Genomic DNA, 26,772 nt, shown 5'->3' with positions numbered 1-26,772 from the left:
GATTTATTTTTAAAGTAATGTTAAAATGGACTTTGGCTAATAATAATTAAAGTTAAATAATGAGTTAATATATAAACAAACTATTAATAAAGGATGGTATGATATGGAACGTTTAGATAAAATTTTAGGAAATTTAGGCTATGGAAGTCGTAAGGAAGTTAAGGTTAGTTGTAAAAATGGAGAGGTTGTTGTTGATGGAGAGGTTATAAAGGACAGTTCAACTAAGGTTGATCCAGAGACTGCAGTTATTGAGGTAAATGGAGAAAGGGTAATGTATAGAAAGTATGTTTACCTACTTTTAAATAAGCCAGCAGGAGTTGTAAGTGCAACCTTTGATAATTATGATGAGACTGTTATAGATTTATTAGATCCAGAATATCAAGTTTTTGAGCCATTTCCAGTGGGAAGATTAGATAAGGACACTGTAGGCTTCTTATTGCTTACTAATGATGGAGCTTTAAATCATAAGTTAATCGCTCCTAAAAACCATGTAGATAAGGTTTATTATGCAGAAATAGATAAGCCTGTAAATGAAAAAGATGCTGAAAGTTTTAAAAAAGGTATTGTAATAGATGATGGTTATAAGTGTATGCCAGGAAAGTTAGAAATTATTTCTTCTACAGAAGATGGTTCTGAAGTTTTAGTTACAATACAGGAAGGTAAGTTCCATCAAGTTAAAAGAATGTTTGAAGCTTTAGATAAGTCTGTTGTATATCTAAAAAGAGTTAAATTTGGTCCTATGGAACTGGATGAAACCTTAGAAGAAGGCGAATATAGGGAGCTTACTAAAGAAGAAATTGAAGTATTAAACAACTTATAGGGATTTATTAACTGTATATACATTAAATTGAATTTAAAAGGTAATTTGGTGTATTGTGTAGAAAATATACAAAAAATATAGATAAGGTATAAATATTAACAATTAGTTTATATTTTTTATTATAAATTTACTTGAAAATTTATAAAATAATATATATAATATATATATAAATAGAATAAATAACCCCTTTTTATTTATACGTATAACCTAACCCCAAGGGTTATACAAGTTATTTTATGTCGAATATAATTGTATATTATTGCAAGGAAAAAACCCATTGGTTACCCCCGATGGGTTTTTTCTTGTAATAGAATTTATTTTTGGAAAACACATGTTTAAGAAGGTAAATATAGAAATTATATAGCATATACTGTAAACTATATAATATGTAAATATCTAATGTAAAAAACACATAACATTGATTTAATAGAGCAATAATAGTAAATAGGTATACTAATTATAAACAGAGTTCTTAGCTTCGGCGAGAGTTTTAGAGATGGTAGGCATTATATAAAAAATAGTATGTATTAAGAGGATATATTACGTAAAGATGAGAGAAGTATGAAAGGAAGTGCATTATGAATATAAGAGAAGTACTTGTAAGCTTTATGAAAGAAAAAGCTTATAAACCGATGAGTTTAAAAGAGTTGTCTAAAATATTTGGTATAGGTAAAAAAGAGTCTAAAGAGTTTTTAAACCTATTAAATGAAATGGAGAAAGATGGAGAAATAATAAAAAATAGAGCAGAGCTATATGGAATTCCAGAGAGAATGGGTATAATTAAAGGGGTTTTTGCTGCTCACCAAAAGGGTTTTGGTTTTGTAATTGTAGAAGAAGATAGACCAGATATATTTATCCCTGCAAGTAATGTAAATAGTGCCATGAACAATGACGTAGTATTAGTTAAAGTATTAAAAGATGAAAACAACGGTAAGAAATCTGAAGGAGAAATTATCAGAATTGTTGAAAGAAAGAATAAAAAACTAGTTGGAACCTATGAAGATAGTAAAAACTTTGGATTCGTTGTACCAGATGATAAAAAGATAGGTCAAGACGTATTCATTTCTAAAAATGATAGAAATGGAGCAAAGTCAGGTCAAATAGTAGTGGTAGAAATCACTAGCTGGCCAGAGAAAAGAAGAAATCCAGAAGGAAAGATCATTGAAATCCTAGGAGAAAAAGGAGATAAGGGAATAGATATCCTAACTATAATTAGAAAGCACAATCTTCCTGAAGAATTCCCATTACAGGTAGAGGAATATGCAGAAAGAATAGAAGATATGGTTCCTCAAAGTGAAATAGACAGAAGAAGAGATCTTAGAGATGTGACCATGGTTACCATAGATGGAGAAGATGCAAAGGACCTAGATGATGCTGTTTCAGTAGAAGTTCTGAAAAATGGAAACTTCAAGCTAGGAGTTCATATTGCAGACGTATCACACTATGTAAGAGAAAATAATGTCCTTGATAAGGAAGCCTTTAAAAGAGGTACCTCTGTATACCTAATTGATAGAGTAATTCCAATGCTACCTAGAAAACTATCCAATGGAGTATGTAGCTTAAATCCAAAGGTAGATAGACTTGCTCTTAGTTGCTTTATGGAAATTGATTCTACAGGAAAAGTAGTAGATCATGATATCTTTGAAAGTGTAATAAAAACTAATGAAAGAATGACCTATACTGATGTAACTAAGATTCTTAGAGATGAAGATGCTGAAACTATAGAAAAATTTAAACACCTTCATGAAGACTTTAAGAACATGGGTAGATTATTTGAGCTCTTAAATAAGAAGAGATTATCAAGAGGTGCTATAGATTTTGACTTTGAAGAATGTAGAATAATCCTAGATGACACTGGTAAACCAATAGATATCCTACCTCGTGAAAGAGCCATTGCCAATAGAATAATAGAAGAATTTATGCTAATCTGTAATGAAACTGTAGCAGAGCACTTCTTCTGGCTTAATGCACCATTTGTTTATAGAGTTCACGAAGACCCAGATATGGAGAAGTTATTACACTTCAGCGAATTCGTATATAACTTAGGATATCATGTAAGATTTAAAGAAGATGAGATTCATCCAAGGGATCTTCAGAAGATTCTAGAAAAGGTTAAAGGCAAGAAGGAAGAAACAGTAGTTAGTACCTTACTTTTAAGATCTATGATGAAGGCAAAATATTCCCATTTATGTGTAGGACACTTTGGTCTTGCTGCTAAATACTATTGTCACTTCACATCTCCAATAAGAAGATATCCTGACCTAGTAATTCATAGAATTATAAAGGAAATGATAAACGAAGGATTAAATTCTAAGAGAGAGAAGAGATTAAGAACCTTTGTAATAGACGCTTCAAAACAGTCCTCTGACACAGAAAGAATGGCTGTGGATGCAGAACGTGAAGTAGATGATTTAAAGAAAGCTGAATACATGATGGATAAGATTGGAGAAGAATTCGAAGGAATCATATCCTCTGTAACTAGCTTTGGTATGTTCGTTGAACTTCCTAACACCATAGAAGGTTTAGTTCATATTAGTGAGCTTCATGATGACTACTATATCTATGATGAAAAGCATCTAGCTTTAGTTGGTGAGAGAACTAAGAATATCTACAGACTAGGAGATGAAGTTAAGGTAGTTTGCTCTAAGGTTGACATAGATGCCCACGACATTTACTTTGAAATAGTTAAACCACAAGTAGAAGAAGAGGAAGAAGAAATGTCCCTAGACATTGATGATTTAATTTTCGGAGAGTAAAATATAGTTAAGAAGAAAACTATAAGGATAAAAATTTAACATTATATAAGAAGAGATAAAATTTTATTTATTAAATTAAATATGATTTTATCTCTTCTTTTTTATGTAATTTGCTATAAATTAAGGGAAACAAATAAAAATATAGGATAATTTTACATAGCAGAGCGTGAAAATCAAAAAAAGATTGTTAAAAAATTAAACAAATCAGATAAATTTTTAACAAAGTACTAGCATTTTTAGAAAAAGGTGGTATACTAAAATTATAAATGTTAAATAAATAACAAAATTTAAAGTTTGTATTAGGGAGGTTCATATTATGGCACGTTTTACATTACCAAGAGATATATATCATGGAGAAGGAGCGTTAGAAACTCTGAAAACTTTAAAAGGGAAGAGAGCTTTCGTAGTTGTTGGTGGCGGATCTATGAAGAGATTCGGATTCTTGCAAAAGGTTGAAGACTACCTAAAAGAAGCAGGTATGGAAGTTGAATTATTTGAAGGGGTAGAACCAGACCCATCAGTAGAAACAGTTATGAAAGGTGCAGAAGCTATGAGAAGCTTTGAGCCAGATTGGATAGTTTCTATAGGTGGAGGATCTCCAATAGATGCAGCAAAAGCAATGTGGATATTCTACGAATACCCAGAATTTACTTTTGAACAAGCAGTTATTCCATTTGGACTACCAGAATTAAGACAAAAAGCAAAATTCGTTGCAATACCATCAACTAGTGGTACAGCTACAGAAGTTACAGCATTCTCTGTAATTACTGATTACAAAGCTAAGATTAAATATCCATTAGCTGATTTCAATATAACACCAGATATAGCAATAATAGATCCAGCACTTGCACAAACAATGCCAAAGACTCTAGTTGCTCATACTGGAATGGATGCTTTAACTCATGCTATAGAAGCATACACAGCATCACTAAGATCAAACTTTTCAGATCCATTAGCATTAAAAGCAATTGAAATGGTAAAAGAACACTTAATAGATTCTTATAATGGATGTGAAAAATCAAGAAACTTAATGCACGAGGCTCAATGCCTTGCAGGAATGGCATTCTCAAATGCACTACTAGGAATAGTTCACTCCATGGCTCATAAAACAGGAGCAGTATTCCACATTCCTCATGGATGTGCAAATGCAATCTTCCTTCCATATGTAATTCAGTACAACAGAACTAAATGTGAAGATAGATATGCGGACATAGCTAGAATGTTAAAATTAAATGGAAATACAGATTCAGAATTAACTGATTCATTAATAGAAATGATCAATGACTTAAATACAAAACTAAGTATTCCTCACTCAATGAAGGAATACGGTGTTACCGAAGAAGACTTCAAAGCAAATCTTGAGTTCATAGCTCACAATGCAGTACTTGATGCATGCACAGGCTCAAACCCAAGAGAAATAGACGACAAAACAATGGAAAGACTATTTGAATGCACTTACTATGGTAACAAAGTAGAATTGTAGGATTTAGTCATTGCAACATGGTAAAAAGGGGATTAATTGCAATAGAGAGAGACAATAATTAATTTTAGTTAGTGGAAGAAACTCCACTGAAAAGTGGGGTTTCTTATATTATGTTATTAATTCTGTTGAACTAAGGTACAGCAGATTTAAAAAATATCCTTATATAATTCATCAAATCAAATCAAATCAAATCAACTTGGAAGAGCTGTCTCAAAGTAGAATTTAAAAAATTCTACCGTGAGACAGCTCTTCTAAGTTCTACTCCAAACTTATGAGGAAATCCCTGAAACCCCCACAGCGCCAACAACTAGTTAAATAGTTACCTAGTTATATAGTTATATAGGTAAATAGTTTACTATATAACTATAGATCTATTTAAAAAGTTTCATATATATATTTTTTTAAAATTTTAAATAGTTAAGATGTAGATGTTCCCTAGAGGGTTTAAATGCAGTGATATCAAGGTATTAGCTGTGGAAGAACATAAGAACATAAAAACATAAAAAGCTAAAAACATGTAAATTAGTGAAATTGAATTATTATAAGTTATCACAGAAATATATAGTGATATTTTATTTGTTTTTTTGTTTTTCTCTAAATCCTAATATATAGAAGAAAATTCCTATAAGAGCAAATATATAAATAAATATATTTATTCCAGGTAGGGGTATGTCCATGATTTTTTGGCCAACCCACAAATACCAATGTAAATATGAAATTAATCTTTCAATGGTGTATATTAATCCACTTGATATAATAAAGACAGTACCTAGTTGTAAATAATTTTTTTCATTCATAAATAACCTCACCTTTTCAAAATTATATGGCTATATTAAATATGTAATAAGGATTACTAATATTAACCTACAATTATAATGTAATATAACTATATTATATTTTACATAAGTCAATGGGTAAAGAAAATTTAGGAAGAAACTCCATATTTTTAAATTGTATATTATACTTAAGATATAAACTTTTTAGATAGTTAAAATTTATATATTTCAAGGTTAATAATTACAATATTTATAATTTAGGTTATAATAAAAATAGGTTATACTATACAATACATTTTAAATTTAGTAAAATCACATGTATAATGAGAAAATTATATATTAATCATAAAAGTAGGTGAAAACATGGCAAAGAAATTAGGAACTAAAATTTTAGTAGAAAATAGAAAAGCAAGACACGATTACTTTATAGAAGAAGCTATGGAAGCAGGAATAGTACTTGTAGGAACAGAAGTTAAATCTATAAGAGCTGGAAAAGCAAACCTTAGAGATAGCTATGCAGATGTATACAATGGAGAAGTCTTCGTAAAAAATATGCACATAAGCCCTTATGAGCAAGGAAACATATTTAACAAAGATCCTCTAAGAGTAAGAAAGCTACTTCTTCACAAAGGAGAAATAGATAAACTTTTAGGATTCACGGCTCAAAAGGGGTACACTCTAATACCACTTAGCTTATATCTTAAAGACGGTAAAGTGAAAGTTAACCTTGGAGTATGTAGAGGTAAAAAAGATTACGATAAGAGAGATGTAATGCTAGAAAAAGCAGCTAAGAGAGACATAGACAGACAAATGAAAGAGAAATATAGGTAACACTCCAAATTTTATATTTGGTCAAGTGTTACCTACTCATGGGAATGAATATGAGCAGGAGTTTCCTTTGCACAATAGAATTTTGCTATGAAGTATGGGAAGTTTAAATAGGGGGAGGGGTAAGGGATGAAAAGAATAATTACCATTCAACATACTCAATCAGTGCATCACACCAATGGAATGATTGGTTCATGGACAGATTGGGATTTAACTAACCTAGGAAAAGATCAAGCAAATAACATTGGGATAAAACTTAAGGAAGAACTTTCAAAAGATAGTGTCTATGTTATGTATTCTTCAGACTTAAAAAGAGCAAAACAGACTGCTGAAATTGTAGCAAAGCATTTAAACTTAGAACCCATCTTCAATGAAGCTCTAAGGGAACGTAACCTTGGTTCTGCTGTAGGCAAAAGTGTACAATGGCTTAGAGAAAATCAAACAGCATGGGAAAAGACAATTGATGATAGATGTGTACCAGATGCTGAATCTAGAAGAGAAACTTGGAATCGTCTAGAGCCTTTCTACAATGATATAATGAGCAGTGAGGATGAGAATATAATCATTGTTTCCCATGGGGACACATTAAGTATTTTCAACGCTATGTGGTTAGGACTTAAACCAGATGATCTTAATAACTGTGGTTTATTTGGATTTGCAGGTGGAGTTTCTCATTTTATAGAAGATGACAATGGAAAACACATCATAAAGATACTAAGCGACATGTCTTATATAAAATAGTTTGAGCTACCTATATAGGATAAAATAAACTTATATTTGTTGTGAAAGTATCATTAAAAGTGGTACTTTTTTTACATATATAGATTTGCCAAATACCATATGTAGAATCTAAAGGAAATATGTCCATAAACACTATAAAACTTTTTACAAAACTTTACTTGCTATAAGTATTGATATTGTTTATAATGAATATACGTGGTAATCACTAATAATTACCACTACCTAACATGGGGGCGTACTGGTTTCGACGGGGGTACGTGACATATAGGAAGCGAGTAGAGGGAACTCATGGGCCCGCTTTAAAAAACTATGGGATTAAAGATAAACGCAGAAGACAATTTTGCATTAGCAGCTTAATATAGCTGCTCGTCCTACCTTTGAGTCCCACGGCTTAGGATAGGGCGCCGATTAGTGGGGAACCGAGCCATGGAAAGCTTTGACCATGGAACGGAATTTATGAAGCTACTGAAGTAGAAACCCGGTCTCTAGGGGTTCTATAGAGGGAATGTTAAAATAGAGACTGCACTCGGAGATGCTTATGTGGAATGGCTTTCGGACAGGGGTTCGATTCAAAAGAGTCGCCTTAGAGAGTAATTTCTAAGTGAAAACTTGGCTTTATCGGTGAAACCGTAACAGATGATGCTGACGGCAATACCGAGTGGTATGTGAAGAAATTCAACAGCCGTGTATCGACTTATAGGTTCCTAAGGAGTAATCTATGGAATACTAGGATAGAAGATATCAAACTAAACTATGCTTCTATAATACGCCAAGAGTCCTATACAGTATTCAACTTTAAAAGAGAATATTGGAAGAGGAGGAAAATATAGTCAGTACCTGCAGAGATGTAGGAAGTATATGTCCCCTCGCCTCCACCATGAAATCCACGACAGAAATGTCGTGGATTTTTTTGCATGTTTATGAGATAATATACAAAAAAAGGGGTGGGGAAATGTATATAATACAAATAGCTGATTTACATGTAGGAATTGAACAAAATTTAAATGAATGTAAAGCTAAAATTGATAAGATATACTTAGAAGTTTTTAAACTGATTAAAAGTGATGAACTATTAATTTTTTGTATATGTGGAGATATAACTGATAAAGGAAATAAAGAAGGATATAGGAATGCAGGGGTTCTGATAAACTACTTAAAAGAAAAATTTAATGAATATAAATATAAATTAGAATTTATACCAGGAAACCATGATATATGTGAGGGAAGTTTTAAAGCATTTGATTTATTTATATCTGAGTATATTGATGAAAAGTATTCATATGAATGTAAGAATGTTGTAGTAAGAAAATATGGAGATATAAACTTAGTACTGTTAAATAGTTCATATCATAAGGATCATAAGTATGGAAAAATAGATTTGCAACAATTAAAAGATGCAATAAGCAACAGGGAAAATAATTTTGTTATTATGCATCATACTTTTATTAGTGAGTATGAAAATGATGAGTCAGCTATAAGAGATGCTTATAGGCTTATAAAAGAATTAGATGAGAATAAAGTTTGTGGATTATTACATGGACATACTCATGGGTATAGTGATATATCAATTTCGAATGAATGTAAGGTTATCGGAGTAGGTCCGTTATTTAAAAAGATAGAGGATATAAATAATCAATTTAATCTTATAGAAATTAAGTCAGGGAAAGTAAATAAAGTATACAATATTAGATATAGCCTTGATTTAGCGGGATATAGTGTATTAGAGGTATTCTCAAGAACTAGAATGAATATATTTTATGGTGAAAGCTTAATAGATGTTTATGACGAAGTTGTTAAAAGCACTAAAGCATATGGAGCTATAATGAATTTAAATATGAATATAAGAATTAAATTAGATGAGTTTAATTCTCAAATACAAAGCATATTTTCAGAACAGATAACTATAGCGGAAGAGTGGCAAGAAAAAATACCGCCTAATTCACTATATTATAATCATGGTCAATATATGTTTAAAGGGGGAAGTGATCCAATAGAGTATGTTATCAAGGAGCTGAAAAATAAAGCAACAAGTAGTAGAGCTATAATACCGTTAATAAATATAGAAGATGTTGTAGGAAGTGGAGATAACTTTTTACCATCATTAGATATTATACAATTTGGATTTGAAAAGGATAATAAAGATGAGTTATATATTACTTTGTACTTAAGGGCTCTAGAGGTAAATAATTTTTTGAAAATAAACTTATCTGAAGTTTATGTAATGTGTAAAAAAATAAGTGAGAAAATTAGAGAAATATCGGTTTTAAACATTAATATAATTTCTTTTAAAGCGCAATATAGAGAAAAATTTAGTTGTTTTAGAAAAGCAGATATAGATATGATTGAAGAGGCAGCGCTTATGTTTATTGTAATGAAGAAAGATATAATTAAAATAATAGATTTACTTCAGAACAAACATGAATTATCGGAGACGGTGGTGCATTTAGATGGAATAGAAAGATTAGAGAGGTGTATAAAAAATTATAACTTACATGATGGTGAAACTTATTCAAAAAATATTTATAGAAGTATACAGGTATTAAAAGAGTATATGATTAAACTTAAGGGATTAAGAGAAAGTACATCTAATTATATAGAAATTGATGAAGAGGAGAAAAAAGTAGAGAAACAAATTCAAATAGTTATTAATGAATTTAGAAAATTAATGGAGGAGTAATAATGAACATAGATGAGTTTATAAAATATCAAGAAAAATTTGATGAGAAGCATTCGAGCAAGTTCAAATGGAATGAAAAAATAACTCAGAATAATATTGAGACATTAGAATATCTATTACTTTGTATGGTTGGAGAATTTGGTGAAGCATCTAACCTTGTTAAAAAAGTAATAAGAGGTGATCATACTTTAGATCAAGTTAGAGAAGAATTATCAGAAGAAGTTATTGATATGTTTATATATGTTATAAAGTTAATATATCAATTAGATATAGATTTGGAAAACGTTTATTTAAATAAGATGAAAAAGAATAATAAAAGATTTAAAAAATATGAAGAGAGGTGAAGCAAAAGTGTTTAATGAGGTACATTTTGAAATTCAGAATAAATGTTTGTTAAATTGTAAACATTGTTCTTCTAAGAGAATTAGGATGGGAGACTGCTGTAGCTATGGATTGAAAGAAATTAAAGGTATAGTTGATATAATTAATGACCCTATTCATATATTTTTTACAGGTGGAGAACCTTTAATTGATGATACTACAATTAAATATATTAAAGAATTAAAAAAATATAGGGAATCACTAAATATAGGGGTTTTTACATGTGGATTAATTACTAATGACGGTAGGATAAACTCAATTTCAAAGGAAAAAGCCAATTATTATAAATTAGCTGGTTTGTCAACTTGTTATATATCAATATATGATTTAAATGAAAAAATACATGCCAAAATAACTAATATGGAGGAATCTTTAAAATATACTCTTGATACTATTAAAAATTTTATTAGTGCTGGAATAATTGTAAAAGTGCATTTAGTATTGAATAGATACAATATAGAACGAATACAGAAGATAATAAAAGATTTAGAAAAAGTAGGAGTAGATGAGATAAGAATACTTAGATTAGTTAAGAGTGGAAGTGCTATTGATAATTGGTATGAAATAGGTGTTGACTATAAATATCAAAATAATGTAATAAAAAATATTATTAATAATATTGATAAATATAATATTAAAATAAGTATTTCAGGATTTCCAAATGAAATTCCATGTAGGCCATTTGAGGGGGCTTATAAGTGTCAAGGTGGAACTAATGTATTGTATGTTGAGTTAAATGGAAATGTATATCCATGTGCATGTACTAAGAGTGATGAAAGATTTAGAATTGGACATATTTCTCAATTAAATTTAATAGAAAACTATAAGAGAAGTTGCAGTAAATATAATGAGTTATGCTTAAATCCATTAAAATAAAATTATAAAAATGTTTCGAGGGTATCAAAACTAATGCTTCACCTCCACCAGTAACAAATAGCTACATAAATATGATGTAGCTATTTTACATTAATAAATTCCTTATAAAAGCTTTCTTTTTTAGCAAGCTGTTCTTCTGTATACCTGCCATTCCTAGGGGTAAGAGCTTTATATTGTGTTATTATCATTTCTGCACGTTTTCTTTTAGATTCTATAATTAAGTAAGGGTAAATATCTTCTAGTAATTTAATAGCATTATTCTGCTTAATTACAAATGAATAAGATAATTTATGTTTTTCAGGGTTATAATTTTTTTTCTTTATTATTACTCCATATCCAATGGTGTCTTTTAGCCAAGTTAATAATTCTATAGTAGTGGAGGCTATTGATACGCAAGGAGCAGGATATTGATTTGTATGAAACCGCTGTAACATAATACTTCCTTCTCCATCGATTATTCCAGCTATATAGGCTTTTTCTATTTCTGTCATTTAACCACCTCTATAGATAGTATTTACTGGTTTCTCAATATTATCAGAAATAAATCAAATAGGTAATAATCTTTATGGTAATAGATCGTTAAGAATATAACTAAAGTAATATACTGTAAATTATACAATGAAGTGCATAGTATTTATATACTAAATTAACCAAATACTATATAATGGAATCAGGTCGTTATTGTAAAATATGCTGAAATAATTTAAAGAGAATTACAAAATATATCTGTTTTGTGACAGCTCTTATGTGTTTCAGAAATTATGAATTTAGGAGATTAAAAAGCAAATGATTCAAGATGATGATGAATTAGAAATAGTTAGAGAATTAAAGGAAGCTCTAAAACCGGACCTTTATTGGCCAATTTGGAACACAATTATATGTTCTGGACCACCATTAAACCTTATCTTTAGATATTTTATAGAAAGAGAAATTAAAGATCCAACTGTTACAATAATTCTTACAGTAATAACAACCATATGGACTATTATTAATTGGTATTGGTATGTGAAGGAAAGAAATGATTTTAAAAAGAATTGGCAAGAGATTTCAAAGGAATTGGAGACCTTAAACTATAAAGAAAAGCCTTCAAAAGATTACATGGATAAAATTCTTAATAGTATGCAAATAACAGCAATAGTTTCACTGGTAGCATTCTTTATTTTTGTTGCTATTACATTATTATCTGAACTTTCATATGTTAGATATTTTGCGTTATTTTCCATAGCAATATTTATCTTAACATCTATAGGAATGATAATTATTGGTGTTATTCAATTATTTAACATTTTTAAAGAGTTAAAAAAGGAGAGAAGGTTAAAGAAAGAAGATTGAATGAATACTTCACCTGATGAAAGCTATGGCAGGTAAACTAGCTGTTTAGAGTATAATACCTTGCTATCTAACTTTACAGATAGTAGGGTTTTTATTTGCATTTCTTTAGTCTAATAGGTCTAATATACTTACATTTTTACAAGGTATTTTTTACTTTTAGACCTATAGTGGTGGAGGAAAAATGTTAACAGCTGAAGTGAGAACTGTGGATTATTACTTTGAAAAGTTACAAGAGGTGTGGATAAGAATATTTTTATGTTAAGTTTGTTTTAAATACATAAAAAAATATAGTATTTATGGAGGAAAGCTAAATGCCAAGATATGATTGCTTAATAGTAGATGATGAGGAGGCACTGTCTCAAAGTACCTGTGAGTTTTTCAACATGTTCGGTGTAAAAACCTTTTGGGTATCAGATAAAACAGCATGTTTTGATTTTTTATTGAAGAATAAGGTTGATTTAATATTGCTGGATATCAATCTAGGACAATCCTCAGGCTTTGAAATTTGCAAAGAATTGAGAACGACGATGGATACACCAATTTTATTTATCAGTGCTAGAACAAGTGATGATGATGTCCTTTTGGCATTAAACATTGGTGGAGATGATTATATTCAAAAGCCATATTCTCTAAATATACTGATGGCAAAGGTTAAAACTGTTTTAAAAAGGTATAAGTCTAACTATGCCAGTACCGTAAGTTTTGGTAGATTTTCTATTGATTTAGATATGGAAAAGCTTATGGTAGATGGTAGGGAAGTAAAATTAAAATCAATGGAATATAGATTGTTATCATATTTGGTTAAAAACAAAAACCGAACCATTTCAAAAGATGAGCTTTTTCAAAAGGTATGGGGCGATGCAATTACAGGGGAAGGAACCTTGAATGTACATATAAGAAGACTTCGTGAGAAGATTGAGGAAAATCCTAATGAACCCCAGTATATCAAAACTGTTTGGGGCACTGGATATGTCTTTGAGATGGGAGCTTCATATGAACATTAAAAGAATAGTAGTTATATGTATCATTGTTCTTTTAACTTGTACAAGCCTCACATTTTTTGCGTTTAACTATAAAGGAAAAATTGAAATTGAAGTGCCTAAGGTAAATGATATTGCTCAGTCTCTTGCAAAGGAATGGGACAGTCTGGAATATGCAGAGTTGCCATGTTTGAGCTATAAAATAGATTACGTAGTACTGGACAATGAAAATCGTTTTATCAAAGCTACAAGAAGTGGGTTAAATAATGATTTAAGTTCAGCAATACGTAATAGGGACACTATAGTTGATGTGAAATCTCAGGATAAGGTACTTGGAAAAGTAATAATATATAATAATACAAATAATGAATGGATAAAATTTAGAAATTTACTTCTTATTTTTACCCTTTGTGTAGTAATAGTTGCTGCAGTATTTTGCAGCTTATATTTAGTTTTTATTGACAGGTGTATTCTATATCCCTTTAGAAAACTTCAGGGCTTTGCACGACATGTTGCAGAGGGGAATTTAGATATGCCTCTAGATATGGACAAAAATAATTTCTTCGGTGCATTTACAGAAAGCTTTGACCTCATGAGGGAGGAGCTTAATAAGGCAAGGGAAAATGAAAGGCTTGCTAATCAAAGTAAAAAAGAACTTGTTGCTTCACTAAGTCATGATATCAAAACCCCAGTGGCGTCAATAAAGGCTGTTACTGAAGTTATGAATGTAAAGACTTCCGATGAAAACCAGAGGAGGCAGCTGGATATAATTAATTCAAAGGCTGATCAGATAAATACATTAATAACAAATATGTTCAGCGCCACACTAGAGGAATTGCAGGAGCTAAAGGTTATAGTTACTGAGCAATCTAGTCAGGTTCTGTATGATTTGATTAGGGCGGCAGATTATAATTATAAAGCAAATGTTGGAGGCATTGCTGAGTGTATAATTTTAGTAGATGGGTTAAGGTTATCCCAGGTTGTTGACAATATAATCAGTAATTCATATAAATACGCAGGGACATCTATTTATGTTTCTTCGGTTATTAAGGGTAAATACCTTGAGATAGGATTTAAGGATTATGGTAGAGGAGTTTCTGAGGAGGAGCTGCCTCTGATATTTAATAAGTTCTATAGGGCTAAAAATTCTAAGGAAAAGGGAGGCACTGGATTAGGACTTTATATTTCTAAGTATATGATGGAAAAAATGGAGGGAGACATTTACTGTGAAAACTCAGTTGATGGATTCACTGTGTTGTTAAAACTTTTAATTGCCTAAAAATTTAAGAACTTAAAAGATTTAAGGATTAGTTAAGGATTGGGTAAAGACCTGTTAAGGAATTTTCAACTATAATAGGACTGTAAGTAAAACAGTCTTATTTTTTTATTGAAAGGGATGTTATCATGGGGAATGTTATTATATCAACAAATAAGCTCTGCAAGACATTTTCAAACGGTGGAATGCAACAGCATGTACTTAAGAACCTTGATATTGAAATATATCAGGGGGATTTTACAGTAATCATGGGCTCCTCTGGTGCAGGAAAGTCAACACTACTTTATGCCCTGTCAGGAATGGATAAACCAACTCTCGGTTCTATAAAGTTTGGGGGAAATGAAATTTCAAAGCTATCAAATGATAAGCTTGCAATTTTTAGAAGATTAAACTGCGGTTTTGTTTTTCAACAAATGTTTCTTATGGATAATATGAGCATACTGGATAATATCCTTGTAAGCGGTCTCCTTATAAGTAGTGATAGAAAGGCAATTGCAGATAGGGCAAAGGATCTTCTTACACAAGTGGGACTAACTGAAATCATATGGAGTAAGTTTCCATCACAATTATCTGGAGGCGAGGCTCAGCGTGCCGCTATTGTAAGGGCATTAATTAATAATCCCAAGGTGGTCTTCGCAGATGAACCTACGGGAGCACTTAATTCTTCGGCAGGACAGGCAGCCTTAGATGTTTTAACTGAAGTGAATAGAGGTGGTCAAAGCATAATCATGGTTACTCACGATTTGAAATCCGCAAGGCGTGGAAATCGCATTTTATATATGCGTGATGGTGCTATTAAGGGAGTATGTGACCTAGGAAGCTATGTCAGTGGGGACAAGGAGCGTCATAACAAACTCCAAGGATTTCTCAATGAAATGGGGTGGTAATGTTGAGAAAGATATTAATGCTGAGTTTTGCAAATATAAAGAAAACCAAGGGGCATACAGTATCCATTCTTTTCATGTTTATCATTGCAGCGATGCTACTTAATCTAGGACTTCTGGTGTTTGTAAATTTCGGAAGCTACTTTGAAAAGGTAACTGAGGAGCTAAATTCTTCTGATGAATATTATTTAATGCCGGAAAGTTTGTATAGTGAAAGGGTGAGTGAATACATCAAAAGCAATGATGATATTAAAAGGAGTCAAAAGGTAAGTTCATTATTGGCAAAAGGAACCATTCCTTACAACAATGATAACCGTGAATTTAATTTTCTCATTAATGATGTAGACCAGAAGAGAGATTTTTCAAAATGGGAATTCGTTGGAGAGCATGAATCTCCTGACTCAATGTCCATATACCTACCCTATGTAATGAATATTGATGGGGGATATAAAGTGAATGATAAACTTAAGGTGAGTTTTGAGGATGTAGACATGACTTTTACCATTAAAGGATTTACAGAAGATATATTTTTCAGTTCACTAGATACAGTGGTTATGGGGGTTTACTTACCTAGTGATACCTATGATAGGGTTGTTGAAAAGCTAGGAGTAAAATATAAAGCGTCACTTATTTTTGCTGATTTAAGAAAGAATAATATGGATGTTGAAAATGGAATAAAGGAGATAATAAAGGAGGAAAACCTTAATATACTAACTGATGACGTAAGCATATTTTTCAGTTTAGATAAGGGAGTTGTGAGATTATCTCGTTCAATTATGGCAAACATTGTTTCCGTAATGATGATGGTCTTTGCTGCAATAATCGTTGTTGTATGTCTTATTGTTGTAAGGTTTAGAATTGAGAATAGCATAGAGGAGGATATGACTAAGATAGGTTCATTAAAGGCAGTTGGTTACACCAGTAGGCAAATAATATCATCAATCACTATACAGTTTTCATTAATTGCCTTGGTTGGAAGCATGATGGGTATAACACTGTCTTACCTGGCAACTCCTGCAATATCAAAGGTTTTTGCACATCAGTCGGGTCTTATGTGGGTGCAGGGGTTTGACGGTATGATTAGCAGTATTTCCTTGTTTGTTATATTGTTGGTGGTGATATTGGTTTCCTTCATATCTTCAAGTCGTATTAACAGGCTGAATCCAATTGTAGCATTAAGGGGCGGAATAATAACTCATAGTTTCCGAAAGAACTATATGCCCCTTCACAAATCAAGGGGAAGTCTTCCCTTTGTTTTATCTATAAAGTTAATGTTACAGAACATGAAACAGAGCCTAATGATAGGTATGATATTCCTAGTTGTTTCCTTTGCAGGTACCTTTGCATTAAGTATGTTTTATAACTCAGTAATAGACACAAAAATCTTTAAAGAAATTCCAGGTGTTGAATTGTCTAGTGTTATTGCAGTTTGTAATCCTATTGTAGATAATACATCTGTGGTTGAAAATATCAAAAATATGAAGGGAGTACGAAAGGCTCAGTTTCTTGATATAGTAATGATGAACTCAGATAGCTACGAAGTAGCTACATATGTAATGGATGACTATTCTATGAAAGAAACCAATACTATTTATGAGGGTAGATACCCACTTCACAGCAATGAAGTTGCAATTTCAGGATATTTGGCTGAAAGAGTGAAAAAGAACATAGGTGATAGTATTATTTTGAAGGTCAATGATAAACAGAGTGAGTATATTATAACCGGTTATTGCCAAGGGTCCTATATGGGTAAATTTAATATTGCTTATATTAGGAGCGATGGTATTTTAAGTCTTAATCAAGAGTTTAAGCAGCGGGACTTGCAAATATATCTTGATAAGGATATTAAATCTTCAGAATTTAAAATGGAAATTGATAAACTTTATGGAGATGATTTTCTTAAAGTAGTTGATTTGGACAAAGAGGTTCAACAGGGGATAGGTCTTTACACAGGTATAATATCCAAGGTTGGTATTAGCATATTAGTAGTTACAATATTTGTGGTTATGCTTGTTTTATATTTTGTTATTAATTCTTCAGTGATTAGGAAGAAGCATGACCTTGGCATACAAAAAGCACTTGGGTTCACAACTCTGCAGCTTATGCACCAGCTTTCCATGGGATTCTTGCCTCCGATTATTACAGGAGTGTGCCTAGGAAGTTTGTTAGGAATGACTCAAACCAATGCAATAATGGCAGTTCCCATGAAGGCTATGGGCTTAATGAAGGTAAATTTTATTGTAACCCCTCTATGGAGTATGTTGTTCGATGTTGGTATAGTAATAGTATCCTATGCAATTTCTATGCTTGTAACCTATCGCATACGTAAGATTACTGCATATGGACTAGTAAGTGAATAATATCATAGTGATTTGTGATGTTCTCAGGTTTTTTTAGAATTTTAATAGTTTTAATTTAATTAATACATTTTTAGTACTTTGAGAAATATTAAAGTACCAACTTAATTTAAATAGTTAAAAGGGAGAGCAGGTAAATTTGTGTTTTCACAAATCTATCTACTCTCCTTTTTAAAAGTGTTTTATTAAAATTCCCAATTATAAAATAAAATTAATTATTTTATTCTTTAAAATATTAATTGAAATTTTTAAAAAAAGTTAAATTTATTATTTCGAAATATAGGTATTTATGTTAAAATTAATCATGTAAACGATTTTATTAATTATATTATAATAAACTAATCGTATTTGAAAATAAACGGTTAGCTTAAAGGTTGAGGAGAGATAAAATGGGGGAAAGGGTAAAATCTTTTATTAAGGAAATACCTATATTAACATTAGGTATGTTTATTGGAGCATTAGCTGTACATTTCTTTTTGATTCCAAGTAAATTAATTGTTGGATCTATTACTGGCTTATCAATAGTAATTAATTTACTTACATCCATTCCATTGCCGGTATTAATTTTTATTATAAATTCATTTTTATTAATTTTATCTTACTTTCTTATTGGGAAAGAATTTGGCATTAAAACTGTATATTCAGCTTTGATTTTGTCACCGCTCCTTGCCATACTAGAAAAGTTATGGCCAATGAGCCAATCATTGATGCAGGATCAGTGGTTAGATCTTATATGTTTTGTGTTAATTTTGAGTTTTTCCCAAGCAATTTTATTTAGACGTAATGCATCAACAGGTGGTCTAGACATTATAGCCAAAATTGTAAACAAATATTTTCACGTTGATTTAGGTTCATCAGTTACTATTGCAGGAGCAATTATTTGTTGTACCGCAATTTTTGTGTATGATGTAAGAACAGTAATCATAGGATTGATTGGAACTTATCTCAATGGATTAATATTAGAGCACTTTATGATAGGATTTAATTCTAGAAAAAGGGTTTGTGTTATCTCTAATGATTATCAGTTAATTCGTAAATTTATAATAGAAGATATGAAGCGTGGAGCAACACTATATCCAATTAAAGGTGGATTAGAAGCTGAGGGCAAGTATGAAATTGAAAGTTTAATGACACGAAATGAATTTTCTTATCTTATGGAATTTATTAAAAAAGAACAAATTGATGCATTTATTACCGCAGGAACAGTTAGCGAAATCTATGGTAATCTTGGAATAAAGGGAATCAAAAGCAAACCAAAAGTATTATTGGAAAACAAATAAAATCATTAATAATTATAGCTATGTAAGTTTAAACTTATGTAGCTATTTTTAAATTAATGAGTTCTTATAAAATTTTTTCTTGGAAAGTAATTCTTCTGTATATCTACTACTTATAGGAGTAATGAAGTTATAATTTCATTATAAATATATACATGAATGTTAATGCTAGTTGATAGACATTGAAGGGTAAGAAAAATATAATAAATATGAAAGGTATGATAAATATGATTAATATAAATTTGAAAAGATTAAGGAAAATCAATCAATATACCCAGGAGGATGTGGCTGAGAAGATTAATGTTTCTAGGCAAGCTGTTGCTAAATGGGAAAATGGAGAGTCAACTCCAGATATAAATAGTTGTATTGCTCTTGCAAAGTTGTATAACGTTACTATGGATGATTTAGTTAATCATTCAGAAGAAGATTCAGGTGTTGTTGTACCACCTAAGGGAAAACATTTCTTTGGATCCGTTGTGGTTGGAGAACGTGGTCAGATTGTTATTCCTAAAAAAGCTAGGGAGCTATTTAATATTAAGTCTGGTGATAATTTATTAATATTAGGAGATGAAGATAGGGGAATTGCCATTGTACATCAACGTGACCTTATAAATTTTGTAGGACAAATTGGTGTGGTAACTAAGGAGTAATAGTTTTAAGCAGAGGGGTTAAAAGGGGAGGATTATAATATGAGTAAGATAGTATTTTTTTGCATTCCTGCACATGGACATACGAATCCTACTATTGAGGTAGTGTGTGAATTATCATATAGAGGCCATGAAGTATGGTACTATTCCTTTGATGAATTTAAAGAAAAGATTGAAGGAACAGGTGCAAAATTTATTAGTTGTAATGAGTATCTTCCAGAATTAAAGCCTGGAGAGGAGAAAAAAATTGGGAAGGATTTTGCTGCTTTAATTGAGATGATAGCAGATACTACTATAGCTTTAGATGAAAAAGTATGTAATGAACTTAAAGGATTTAATCCAGATTGTATTGTATCAGATTCTTTATGTTTTTGGGGTAAGCTATTTGCAGAAAAATTAAATGTTACCTATGTATGTTCTACAACAACTTTTGCATTTAATAAGTATACTGCAAAGATGATGAAGAAAGGTTTTAAGGAAGCTATACTTATGATTTTAGGCATGAGTCGTATTAATAAGAAAATAGAGCTTTTGAGAAACCATGGATATAATGTTAAGAATTTTGTTTCTATAATTCAAAATGATAATGATACAAATACTATTGTATATACTTCAAAGAAGTTTCAACCAATGGTAGAGACTTTTTCAGATAAATATTCCTTTATAGGTCCTTCGATATCTAATGTTAAGGCTGAATATGAGGAAAGAAAACGTAAAAAAATATATATTTCCTTGGGAACGGTTAATAACAAAAATATAAAGTTTTATAAAAATTGTGTAAAAGCCTTTGAAACTTGTGATTTTGATGTAGTTATGTCAGTTGGAAAAGATACTGTAATTGAAGACTTAGGTTATATACCAGAAAATTTTCAGGTTAGAAATAGTGTGGAGCAAATTATAGTGCTTCAAAACACAGATGTTTTTATTACTCATTGTGGTATGAATAGTGTTAATGAAAGCTTGTATTATGGTGTTCCTATGGTGTTATATCCCCAGCATGAAGAGCAAGGAATGGTAGCAAAACGAGTTGCTGATTTGAAAGCTGGGATCTTTTTAAAAGGTAATAATCCTAAATCCTTAAAAGATGCAGTATTGCAGGTTATGGATAATGATGATTATAAGAAAAATGCAAATAAATTAGCAAAAGGTTTCAAAAATGCTGGAGGTTCAAAGAAAGCAGCTGATTCTATATTAAAGGTTATAGATGCTATAAATTGACGGTTATAATCACACACTGTATAATAAAATATATAAGATAAATAGTGTAAAAAACTTTACACTAAGGATAAAGGGTAGGGGGAGAAAATATGATAGATAAATATTGGGAAGGTAAGCATTATGCTTTTCATCAAAATAAGGAATGTGAATATTTCCCTTGTCACAAAACTAATAAACCTGAGGAGTTTAATTGCCTATTTTGTTATTGCCCACTTTACGCATTAGCTGATAAATGTGGTGGTAATTTCAAAATTACTGAAGACGGAATAAAGGACTGTAGTGGATGTATGGTTCCACATGTTAAAGATAACTATGGGCTTATAAATAGTAAGTATAGTGAAATTATGAAACTAGTAAAAGAGCAATTAGATAAAGATAAATAGTCAGATAATAAATAAGCTAAAAAGCTAGNNCTAGCTTTTTAGCTTATTTATTTAGTTATAATATTAAGGTCGAAAAGAGATAATACTATTTATAATGTTAACTATTTCTTTAGGAGATTCCTTTAAATCATTGTCTAGCCATGTTTGAACAACTGAAACAACCCCTCCTACAGAGTATTTTATGAAGTAATCTAAAAATTTATCATCTACTTTTGAATCCCTAACTAGCTTATCAATTTTAGATTTACTTGCTACGTAAATAATACGGTCCATAATGTTGTTTTCCATTTGTTTACTGAATAAAATCTGGCATAATTCTTTGTTTTCTTCAATTAATTCAAGAGCTTTAAGTAATAAAACATCTTTGTATTCTTCAACTGGGGTTTCTTCGATATATTCTAAGATTTGATTAAATAGTTCATCCTCTAATGATTTAAGTAAGTCATAGGTATCTTTATAATGGGTATAAAAAGTTCCCCTATTAATATCTGATTTTTTGCAGATATCAGTAACGGTAACTTCATGAATTTTCTTATGTTTAAGTAAGTCAATTAAGCTTTCTTTTATTATTTTTTTAGTATATAAAATTCTTCTATTTCCTTTAACTCCTGCCATTTAACTCATCCTTTTTTAGTATTTATTAAAGTAATTATTAATTATATGTTATTAAATAAACAAAATTCGTTAAAATGTATATTTAATAACACTATAAAAATATGTGATTATTGTAACTAATCCATATATTATTTATACTTGAATTATAGCATTAACTAAACAAGGTGTCTATTTAATGACATTGAGTATTTAAAGGTAGTATTGATTAGGGAGGGAAACATGTCATACATAGAGATAAAAGATGAATATAAAAGATACAAGGTTGGGGAAACTACCATTGCAGCAAATAATGGTATTAATTTTTCTATAGAAAAGGGAGAGTTTACTATTATTCTAGGACCAAGTGGTGCAGGTAAAACAACTGTGCTCAATATACTTGGAGGAATGGATACTTGTGATGAAGGTGAAATAATTATTGATAACGTTGATATATCTAAGTTTAACAAGAGACAGCTCACTAAGTACAGAAGACATGATGTGGGGTTTGTATTCCAGTTTTATAATTTAGTTCAAAATTTAACTGCAAAGGAAAATGTGGAATTGGCTACACAAATTTCAAAGGATGCTTTAGATGTAGATAAAACTCTTGAGTTAGTGGGACTTGATCATAGAAAAAACAATTTTCCATCTCAATTATCAGGAGGAGAACAGCAAAGGGTTTCTATAGCAAGGGCTATAGCTAAAAATCCTAAGTTGCTATTATGTGATGAACCAACTGGAGCCCTTGACTATAAAACAGGAAAACAGATTTTAAAGACATTACAGGATACATGTAAAAACACAGGGACAACAGTAATTGTTATAACCCATAATTCAGCCCTTGCGCCTATTGCAGATAGAGTTATAAAAATTAGGGATGCAAAGGTTACAAGTGTTGAAGTGAATAAAAATCCTGTTTCAGTTGAAGACATAGAGTGGTAGAAGGTAGAAGATGAAAAATGGAGCATATAAAAAATCAATAACAAGGGAAATATTATCTTCTAAAGCAAGGTTTATATCAATACTTGCTATAATTTTTTTAGGAGTTGCTTTTTACTCTGGAATTAAATCCAGTGGACCAGATTTAAAAGAGTCCATAAATGAATTTTTTAGAGAGCAAAATCTAATGGATAGCAAGATAGTGTCTAGTATAGGTCTTAATGAAAATGATTTAAAGCTACTTGAGAATAAGGATGAGATTTTAGATTACTTTGGAACATCTACTATAGACGTAAATTTAACTAATATAAATAATGTAGTTAAATTTATGGAATATAATAAGAAGGACTCTAGTAATATAAATAAATTTATTGTTACAAAAGGGAGATTGCCTGAAAATAGTGGAGAGATAGCTTTAGATGAAAATGCTTTAAAGGAAGATAAAAATTTAAAGATAGGTGATACCTATACCATAGAATCTGATGAAGAGCTAGATGAATACTTTAAGAAGAAAACTTTTAAAATTGTTGGATTTGTACAAAGTCCTATGTATATAGAAAATATATCTAGGGGAACAACTACCGTTGGAAAAGGAAGTGTAGACTATTTTGCAATATTAAATAGTTTAGATATATCCATGGATGTGTATACGGAAGTATATGTACGATTTAAAAATGTAGCTAACCTTGGTGCATATAGTGATGAGTATAAGGATAAGATGGAGGAAAATAATAAGTATCTTAAAAACCTATACTCAAATAGAGTGATAGAAAGAATTGAAGAAGTAAAATTAGAGGCAGAAAAGGAGCTTAGTAAGGCTTATAAAGAAATAGAAGATGGTGAAAAAAAACTTGAAGATGCTGAAAAAGAATTAGATGAAGGTAGAGCAAAGCTTATTAATGGTAAAAATCAATATGAAGAGTTTGCAGAAAAGTATCAGCAAGAAATTAAAGCTAGTGAACTGAAATTAATTGAAGGTGAAAGAGAGTTAGATAAAGGTCAGAAAGAACTTGATAAACAAAAAGAGCAATTTTTACAGGGTGAGAAACAGCTAGAGGCAGGAAAAACTCAACTTTATAATGCTAAGAAAGGATTTTTAAACCAAGGAATTGATCCAACTAAAAGCACGATAGAGTATGAAAATCAAATAGATAGTTTAGAAGTTTTAATTGGGACATACAATACACTTTCTAGTGATATGAGAGAAACAGCAAAGAACACTAAAGAAGGTGAAAAAGTTTCAACGGAGAAAATTCAGTATTGGAAAGGTGCTTTATCTAATCCTGATTTAGGTTTAAATGAATTAGGTAGTTTAGTAAGTAGTTTAGAAAAAGACCCAACTAATGTTTCTTTAGTGACTAGTATGGCACAAGGAGTAGAAGGTGCTAGTAAAAGTGCAAGTGAGAATAAGTCTAAGGTAGAAACTTTAGTAGCTGGAATAACTCAGTATCAACAAGGTATAATTGCCTATGAGGAGAAAGTTAAAAGTTTTAATGAAGGCAAGATACAACTTGAAGCAGCTGAAAAGCAACTACTCATAGGGAAAGAGGAACTTATCAAAGGTAAAAAAGACCTTGAGGAAGGTAAGAAGCAAGGACAGTTAGAACTTGATAAGGCTAANNTAGTTGCAGCACTTATATGCTTAACTACAATGACTAGGATGGTGGAAGAAAATAGAGTGGAAATAGGAACTCTAAAGGCATTAGGCTATAAGGATTTAGAAATAGCTAGGAAATTCATAGTTTATGCAGCATTAGCTAGTATTGTTGGTAGTGTTCTTGGAATTGTAGTTGGAAGCAGTATCCTTCCATATATAATTAGTAAAGCTTATTCATCTGCATTTGCATTACCAAAGGTAAAAATAAACTATTATCCATCTTATATAATTCAGTCTTTAGTAGCTTCAATACTTTGTACAGTAGGAGCATCATTAATTGTATTAAAAGAGGAATTAAGAGAAAATCCTTCTGATTTAATGAGAATAAAAGCTCCAAAGGTTGGTAAAAAGATATTATTAGAAAGAATTACACCTTTATGGAAAAGACTGAACTTTAATCAAAAGGTTACCTTTAGAAATCTTTTTAGATATAAGCAAAGGATGTTAATGACAATACTTGGTATATCAGGATGTATGGCTATGCTTGTTGCAGGGATATCTCTTGAAAAATCCAATTCTTCAGTTATGGACATTCAATTTGGGAAATTATTAAAGTATGATGCTATGGTAGTATTTGATGATAATAATAGTAAAAAAGAAGATGAGGAATATGAAAGTAGTTTAAATAACTTAAAAGGATATGAGAGTAGCTTAAATATTCATCAAGATTCAGTAACCTTCATTAAAGAAGGTGTAAGTAAGCAAAGTGCTATTATGTATGTACCAGAAAATATAGATGAGCTAAATAAATATATTTTGTTAAACCATAGAGAAAGTGGAACTAAGTACAAACTATCAGATAGTGGAGTAATTATAAATGAAAAGCTGGCAAACGTTTTAGGGGTATCTGCTTTAGATTATGTAACTTTAACAGATTCGGATAATAATTCTCATAAGGTTAAAGTAGATAACATAGTAGAAAATTATGCTGGACATTATATATATCTATCACCATCCTATTATAAAGAGATATTTAAAAGTGCTCCAAAATATAATGCACAATTATTAAAGTTGAATTCTAATAGAGAAGATGATAATAAAATATCTACTACCCTTATGGAAAATGATAAAGTAGTAAATGTTACCCTTGCTTCAAAGCTAAGAAGCTTAAGTGAATCTGCTGATTTAGGCTTAGTTATGATAGTAATAATAGTTGCTTCAGGAAGCTTGGCATTTGTTGTATTATATAATTTAATTAATATAAATGTATCTGAACGTATAAGGGAGATATCTACCATAAAGGTACTAGGATTTTATGATAATGAAGTTGCCATGTATATATTTAGAGAAAATATAATACTAACAATATTAGGAATACTTGCAGGGTCAGTTATGGGTAAAATATTATATGTATTTTTAGTGAGTACAGCAGAAATGGACAATATGATGATGATACCAACTGTAGACATGAGCAGTTATGTAATCTCTGGAGTAATTACAATGTTTTTTGCCATATTAGTTATGATAATGATGCATATAAAATTAAAAAATATAAATATGATTGATGCATTAAAATCCATAGAGTAAAGTTTAAATTAAAGGGAGTCGCAAATTGCGGCTCTTTTTTTTATCCAAAATGTTAGGTTAAAAGTAGTATTTTTTTATCCCATATCTACCATACCTAATACTCTCATCTTTTTCAAAGTGTGAGTAAAGAACTCTGTTTATGATCTTATAATGGAACTAAATAGATATCCTTAATTGTAAATGGAGAGGCCTCAGTTGTAAGATAAAATATATTACCTAAAAGAATAAAAATATATTGAAAAACAATAAAAGCAATGGTATCATATATAAATAAAGAGTGAAATATTGGTAAATCACTACTGGTTTGTTACTCTGTAAAAAGAAAGTAGTAATAGATATTTGTTACTATGATAGCTTTTGAAA

The 26,772-nt window shown here is 30.5% G+C and carries 22 protein-coding genes and 1 other RNA gene; 20 read left to right on the top strand and 3 right to left on the bottom strand.

All coding sequences use genetic code 11. From position 1 onward, the window contains the following. Positions 1-103 precede the first annotated feature (103 nt). From B2S02_RS08250 to B2S02_RS08240, 3 genes are all read left to right on the top strand, one after another. Positions 104-820 (top strand): pseudouridine synthase, encoded by a 717-nt coding sequence (locus tag B2S02_RS08250; protein ID WP_346920539.1) that lies wholly within the window; start codon positions 104-106, stop codon positions 818-820. Between the two features lie 578 nt (positions 821-1,398). After that, positions 1,399-3,576 (top strand): ribonuclease R, encoded by a 2,178-nt coding sequence (rnr, locus tag B2S02_RS08245; protein ID WP_346920538.1) that lies wholly within the window; start codon positions 1,399-1,401, stop codon positions 3,574-3,576. 316 nt (positions 3,577-3,892) lie between these two features. Continuing rightward, positions 3,893-5,059, top strand: a complete 1,167-nt coding sequence (locus B2S02_RS08240) for an iron-containing alcohol dehydrogenase (protein WP_035131319.1) — start codon at positions 3,893-3,895, stop codon at positions 5,057-5,059. Positions 5,060-5,631: 572 nt separating this feature from the next. Here the strand turns inward: B2S02_RS08240 and B2S02_RS08235 are convergent. Then, on the bottom strand, positions 5,632-5,856 hold the full coding sequence (locus B2S02_RS08235; RefSeq protein ID WP_346920537.1) for a hypothetical protein: 225 nt from the start codon (positions 5,854-5,856) through the stop codon (positions 5,632-5,634). A 342-nt stretch (positions 5,857-6,198) separates the two neighbouring features. Between B2S02_RS08235 and smpB the strand changes: the two genes are divergently transcribed. The 6 genes from smpB (at position 6,199) to B2S02_RS08205 (ending at position 11,338) form a co-directional block, all read left to right on the top strand. Beyond that, complete coding sequence (gene smpB, locus B2S02_RS08230; RefSeq protein WP_346920536.1) at positions 6,199-6,666, top strand: SsrA-binding protein SmpB; 468 nt, start codon at positions 6,199-6,201, stop codon at positions 6,664-6,666. Between the two features lie 126 nt (positions 6,667-6,792). Beyond that, positions 6,793-7,404 (top strand): histidine phosphatase family protein, encoded by a 612-nt coding sequence (locus B2S02_RS08225; protein ID WP_346920535.1) that lies wholly within the window; start codon positions 6,793-6,795, stop codon positions 7,402-7,404. A gap of 237 nt (positions 7,405-7,641) precedes the next feature. Beyond that, positions 7,642-7,976, top strand: a transfer-messenger RNA (tmRNA) gene (ssrA, locus tag B2S02_RS08220). Positions 7,977-8,356: 380 nt separating this feature from the next. Beyond that, positions 8,357-10,081 carry a metallophosphoesterase gene (locus tag B2S02_RS08215; RefSeq protein WP_346920534.1) on the top strand — a complete coding sequence of 575 codons (1,725 nt, stop codon included), beginning with the start codon at positions 8,357-8,359 and terminating at the stop codon, positions 10,079-10,081. A 2-nt stretch (positions 10,082-10,083) separates the two neighbouring features. Further along, positions 10,084-10,425 carry a MazG nucleotide pyrophosphohydrolase domain-containing protein gene (locus tag B2S02_RS08210; RefSeq protein WP_346920533.1) on the top strand — a complete coding sequence of 114 codons (342 nt, stop codon included), beginning with the start codon at positions 10,084-10,086 and terminating at the stop codon, positions 10,423-10,425. Further along, a complete protein-coding gene (locus B2S02_RS08205; RefSeq protein WP_346920532.1) occupies positions 10,412-11,338 on the top strand; it encodes a radical SAM protein in 927 nt (308 codons plus the stop codon). The genes B2S02_RS08210 and B2S02_RS08205 overlap by 14 nt, the downstream gene beginning before the upstream one ends. Positions 11,339-11,418: 80 nt before the next feature. Here the strand turns inward: B2S02_RS08205 and B2S02_RS08200 are convergent, their stop codons facing one another. Beyond that, on the bottom strand, positions 11,419-11,829 hold the full coding sequence (locus B2S02_RS08200) for a hypothetical protein (RefSeq protein ID WP_346920531.1): 411 nt from the start codon (positions 11,827-11,829) through the stop codon (positions 11,419-11,421). Positions 11,830-12,124: 295 nt separating this feature from the next. Between B2S02_RS08200 and B2S02_RS08195 the strand changes: the two genes are divergently transcribed. The 9 genes from B2S02_RS08195 (at position 12,125) to B2S02_RS08155 (ending at position 21,692) form a co-directional block, all read left to right on the top strand. Next, a complete protein-coding gene (locus B2S02_RS08195) occupies positions 12,125-12,670 on the top strand; it encodes a hypothetical protein (RefSeq protein ID WP_346878450.1) in 546 nt (181 codons plus the stop codon). A 311-nt stretch (positions 12,671-12,981) separates the two neighbouring features. Next, positions 12,982-13,674, top strand: a complete 693-nt coding sequence (locus B2S02_RS08190) for a response regulator transcription factor (RefSeq protein ID WP_346878451.1) — start codon at positions 12,982-12,984, stop codon at positions 13,672-13,674. After that, the gene (locus B2S02_RS08185; protein WP_346920530.1) at positions 13,640-14,929 is read left to right on the top strand and encodes a HAMP domain-containing sensor histidine kinase; all 1,290 of its coding nucleotides are present in this window, start codon (positions 13,640-13,642) and stop codon (positions 14,927-14,929) included. Before B2S02_RS08190 ends, B2S02_RS08185 begins: the two co-directional genes overlap by 35 nt. Positions 14,930-15,054: 125 nt before the next feature. Beyond that, positions 15,055-15,813, top strand: a complete 759-nt coding sequence (locus B2S02_RS08180; RefSeq protein WP_346878453.1) for an ABC transporter ATP-binding protein — start codon at positions 15,055-15,057, stop codon at positions 15,811-15,813. Further along, complete coding sequence (locus B2S02_RS08175) at positions 15,813-18,170, top strand: ABC transporter permease (RefSeq protein ID WP_346878454.1); 2,358 nt, start codon at positions 15,813-15,815, stop codon at positions 18,168-18,170. The genes B2S02_RS08180 and B2S02_RS08175 overlap by 1 nt, the downstream gene beginning before the upstream one ends. A 386-nt stretch (positions 18,171-18,556) precedes the next feature. Then, complete coding sequence (locus B2S02_RS08170) at positions 18,557-19,447, top strand: YitT family protein (protein WP_346878455.1); 891 nt, start codon at positions 18,557-18,559, stop codon at positions 19,445-19,447. Positions 19,448-19,653: 206 nt separating this feature from the next. Continuing rightward, positions 19,654-20,094: a helix-turn-helix domain-containing protein gene (locus tag B2S02_RS08165; RefSeq protein WP_414632890.1), complete on the top strand. Its 441-nt coding sequence runs from the start codon at positions 19,654-19,656 to the stop codon at positions 20,092-20,094. A 39-nt stretch (positions 20,095-20,133) separates the two neighbouring features. Then, a complete protein-coding gene (locus B2S02_RS08160) occupies positions 20,134-21,309 on the top strand; it encodes a macrolide family glycosyltransferase (protein WP_346920529.1) in 1,176 nt (391 codons plus the stop codon). Positions 21,310-21,398: 89 nt separating this feature from the next. Continuing rightward, positions 21,399-21,692: a cysteine-rich small domain-containing protein gene (locus B2S02_RS08155; RefSeq protein ID WP_035131288.1), complete on the top strand. Its 294-nt coding sequence runs from the start codon at positions 21,399-21,401 to the stop codon at positions 21,690-21,692. Between the two features lie 63 nt (positions 21,693-21,755). Here B2S02_RS08155 and B2S02_RS08150 read toward each other — a convergent pair whose 3' ends face one another. Beyond that, positions 21,756-22,307, bottom strand: coding sequence for a TetR/AcrR family transcriptional regulator (locus B2S02_RS08150; protein WP_346878457.1), 552 nt, complete (start codon positions 22,305-22,307; stop codon positions 21,756-21,758). Positions 22,308-22,526: 219 nt separating this feature from the next. Here B2S02_RS08150 and B2S02_RS08145 point away from each other — a divergent pair, with 219 nt between their 5' ends. Together B2S02_RS08145 and B2S02_RS08140 are read left to right on the top strand one after the other, a co-directional pair. Beyond that, positions 22,527-23,228: an ABC transporter ATP-binding protein gene (locus B2S02_RS08145; protein WP_346870429.1), complete on the top strand. Its 702-nt coding sequence runs from the start codon at positions 22,527-22,529 to the stop codon at positions 23,226-23,228. A 10-nt stretch (positions 23,229-23,238) separates the two neighbouring features. Then, positions 23,239-26,409, top strand: a complete 3,171-nt coding sequence (locus B2S02_RS08140; protein WP_346920528.1) for an FtsX-like permease family protein — start codon at positions 23,239-23,241, stop codon at positions 26,407-26,409. Positions 26,410-26,772: the final 363 nt, after the last annotated feature.

It is taken from the genome of Clostridium sp. UBA7339 (genome assembly GCF_002470865.1).
Lineage (GTDB): Bacteria > Bacillota > Clostridia > Clostridiales > Clostridiaceae > Clostridium_J > Clostridium_J sulfidigenes.
This window is presented reverse-complemented; position numbering and strand designations above follow the sequence as displayed.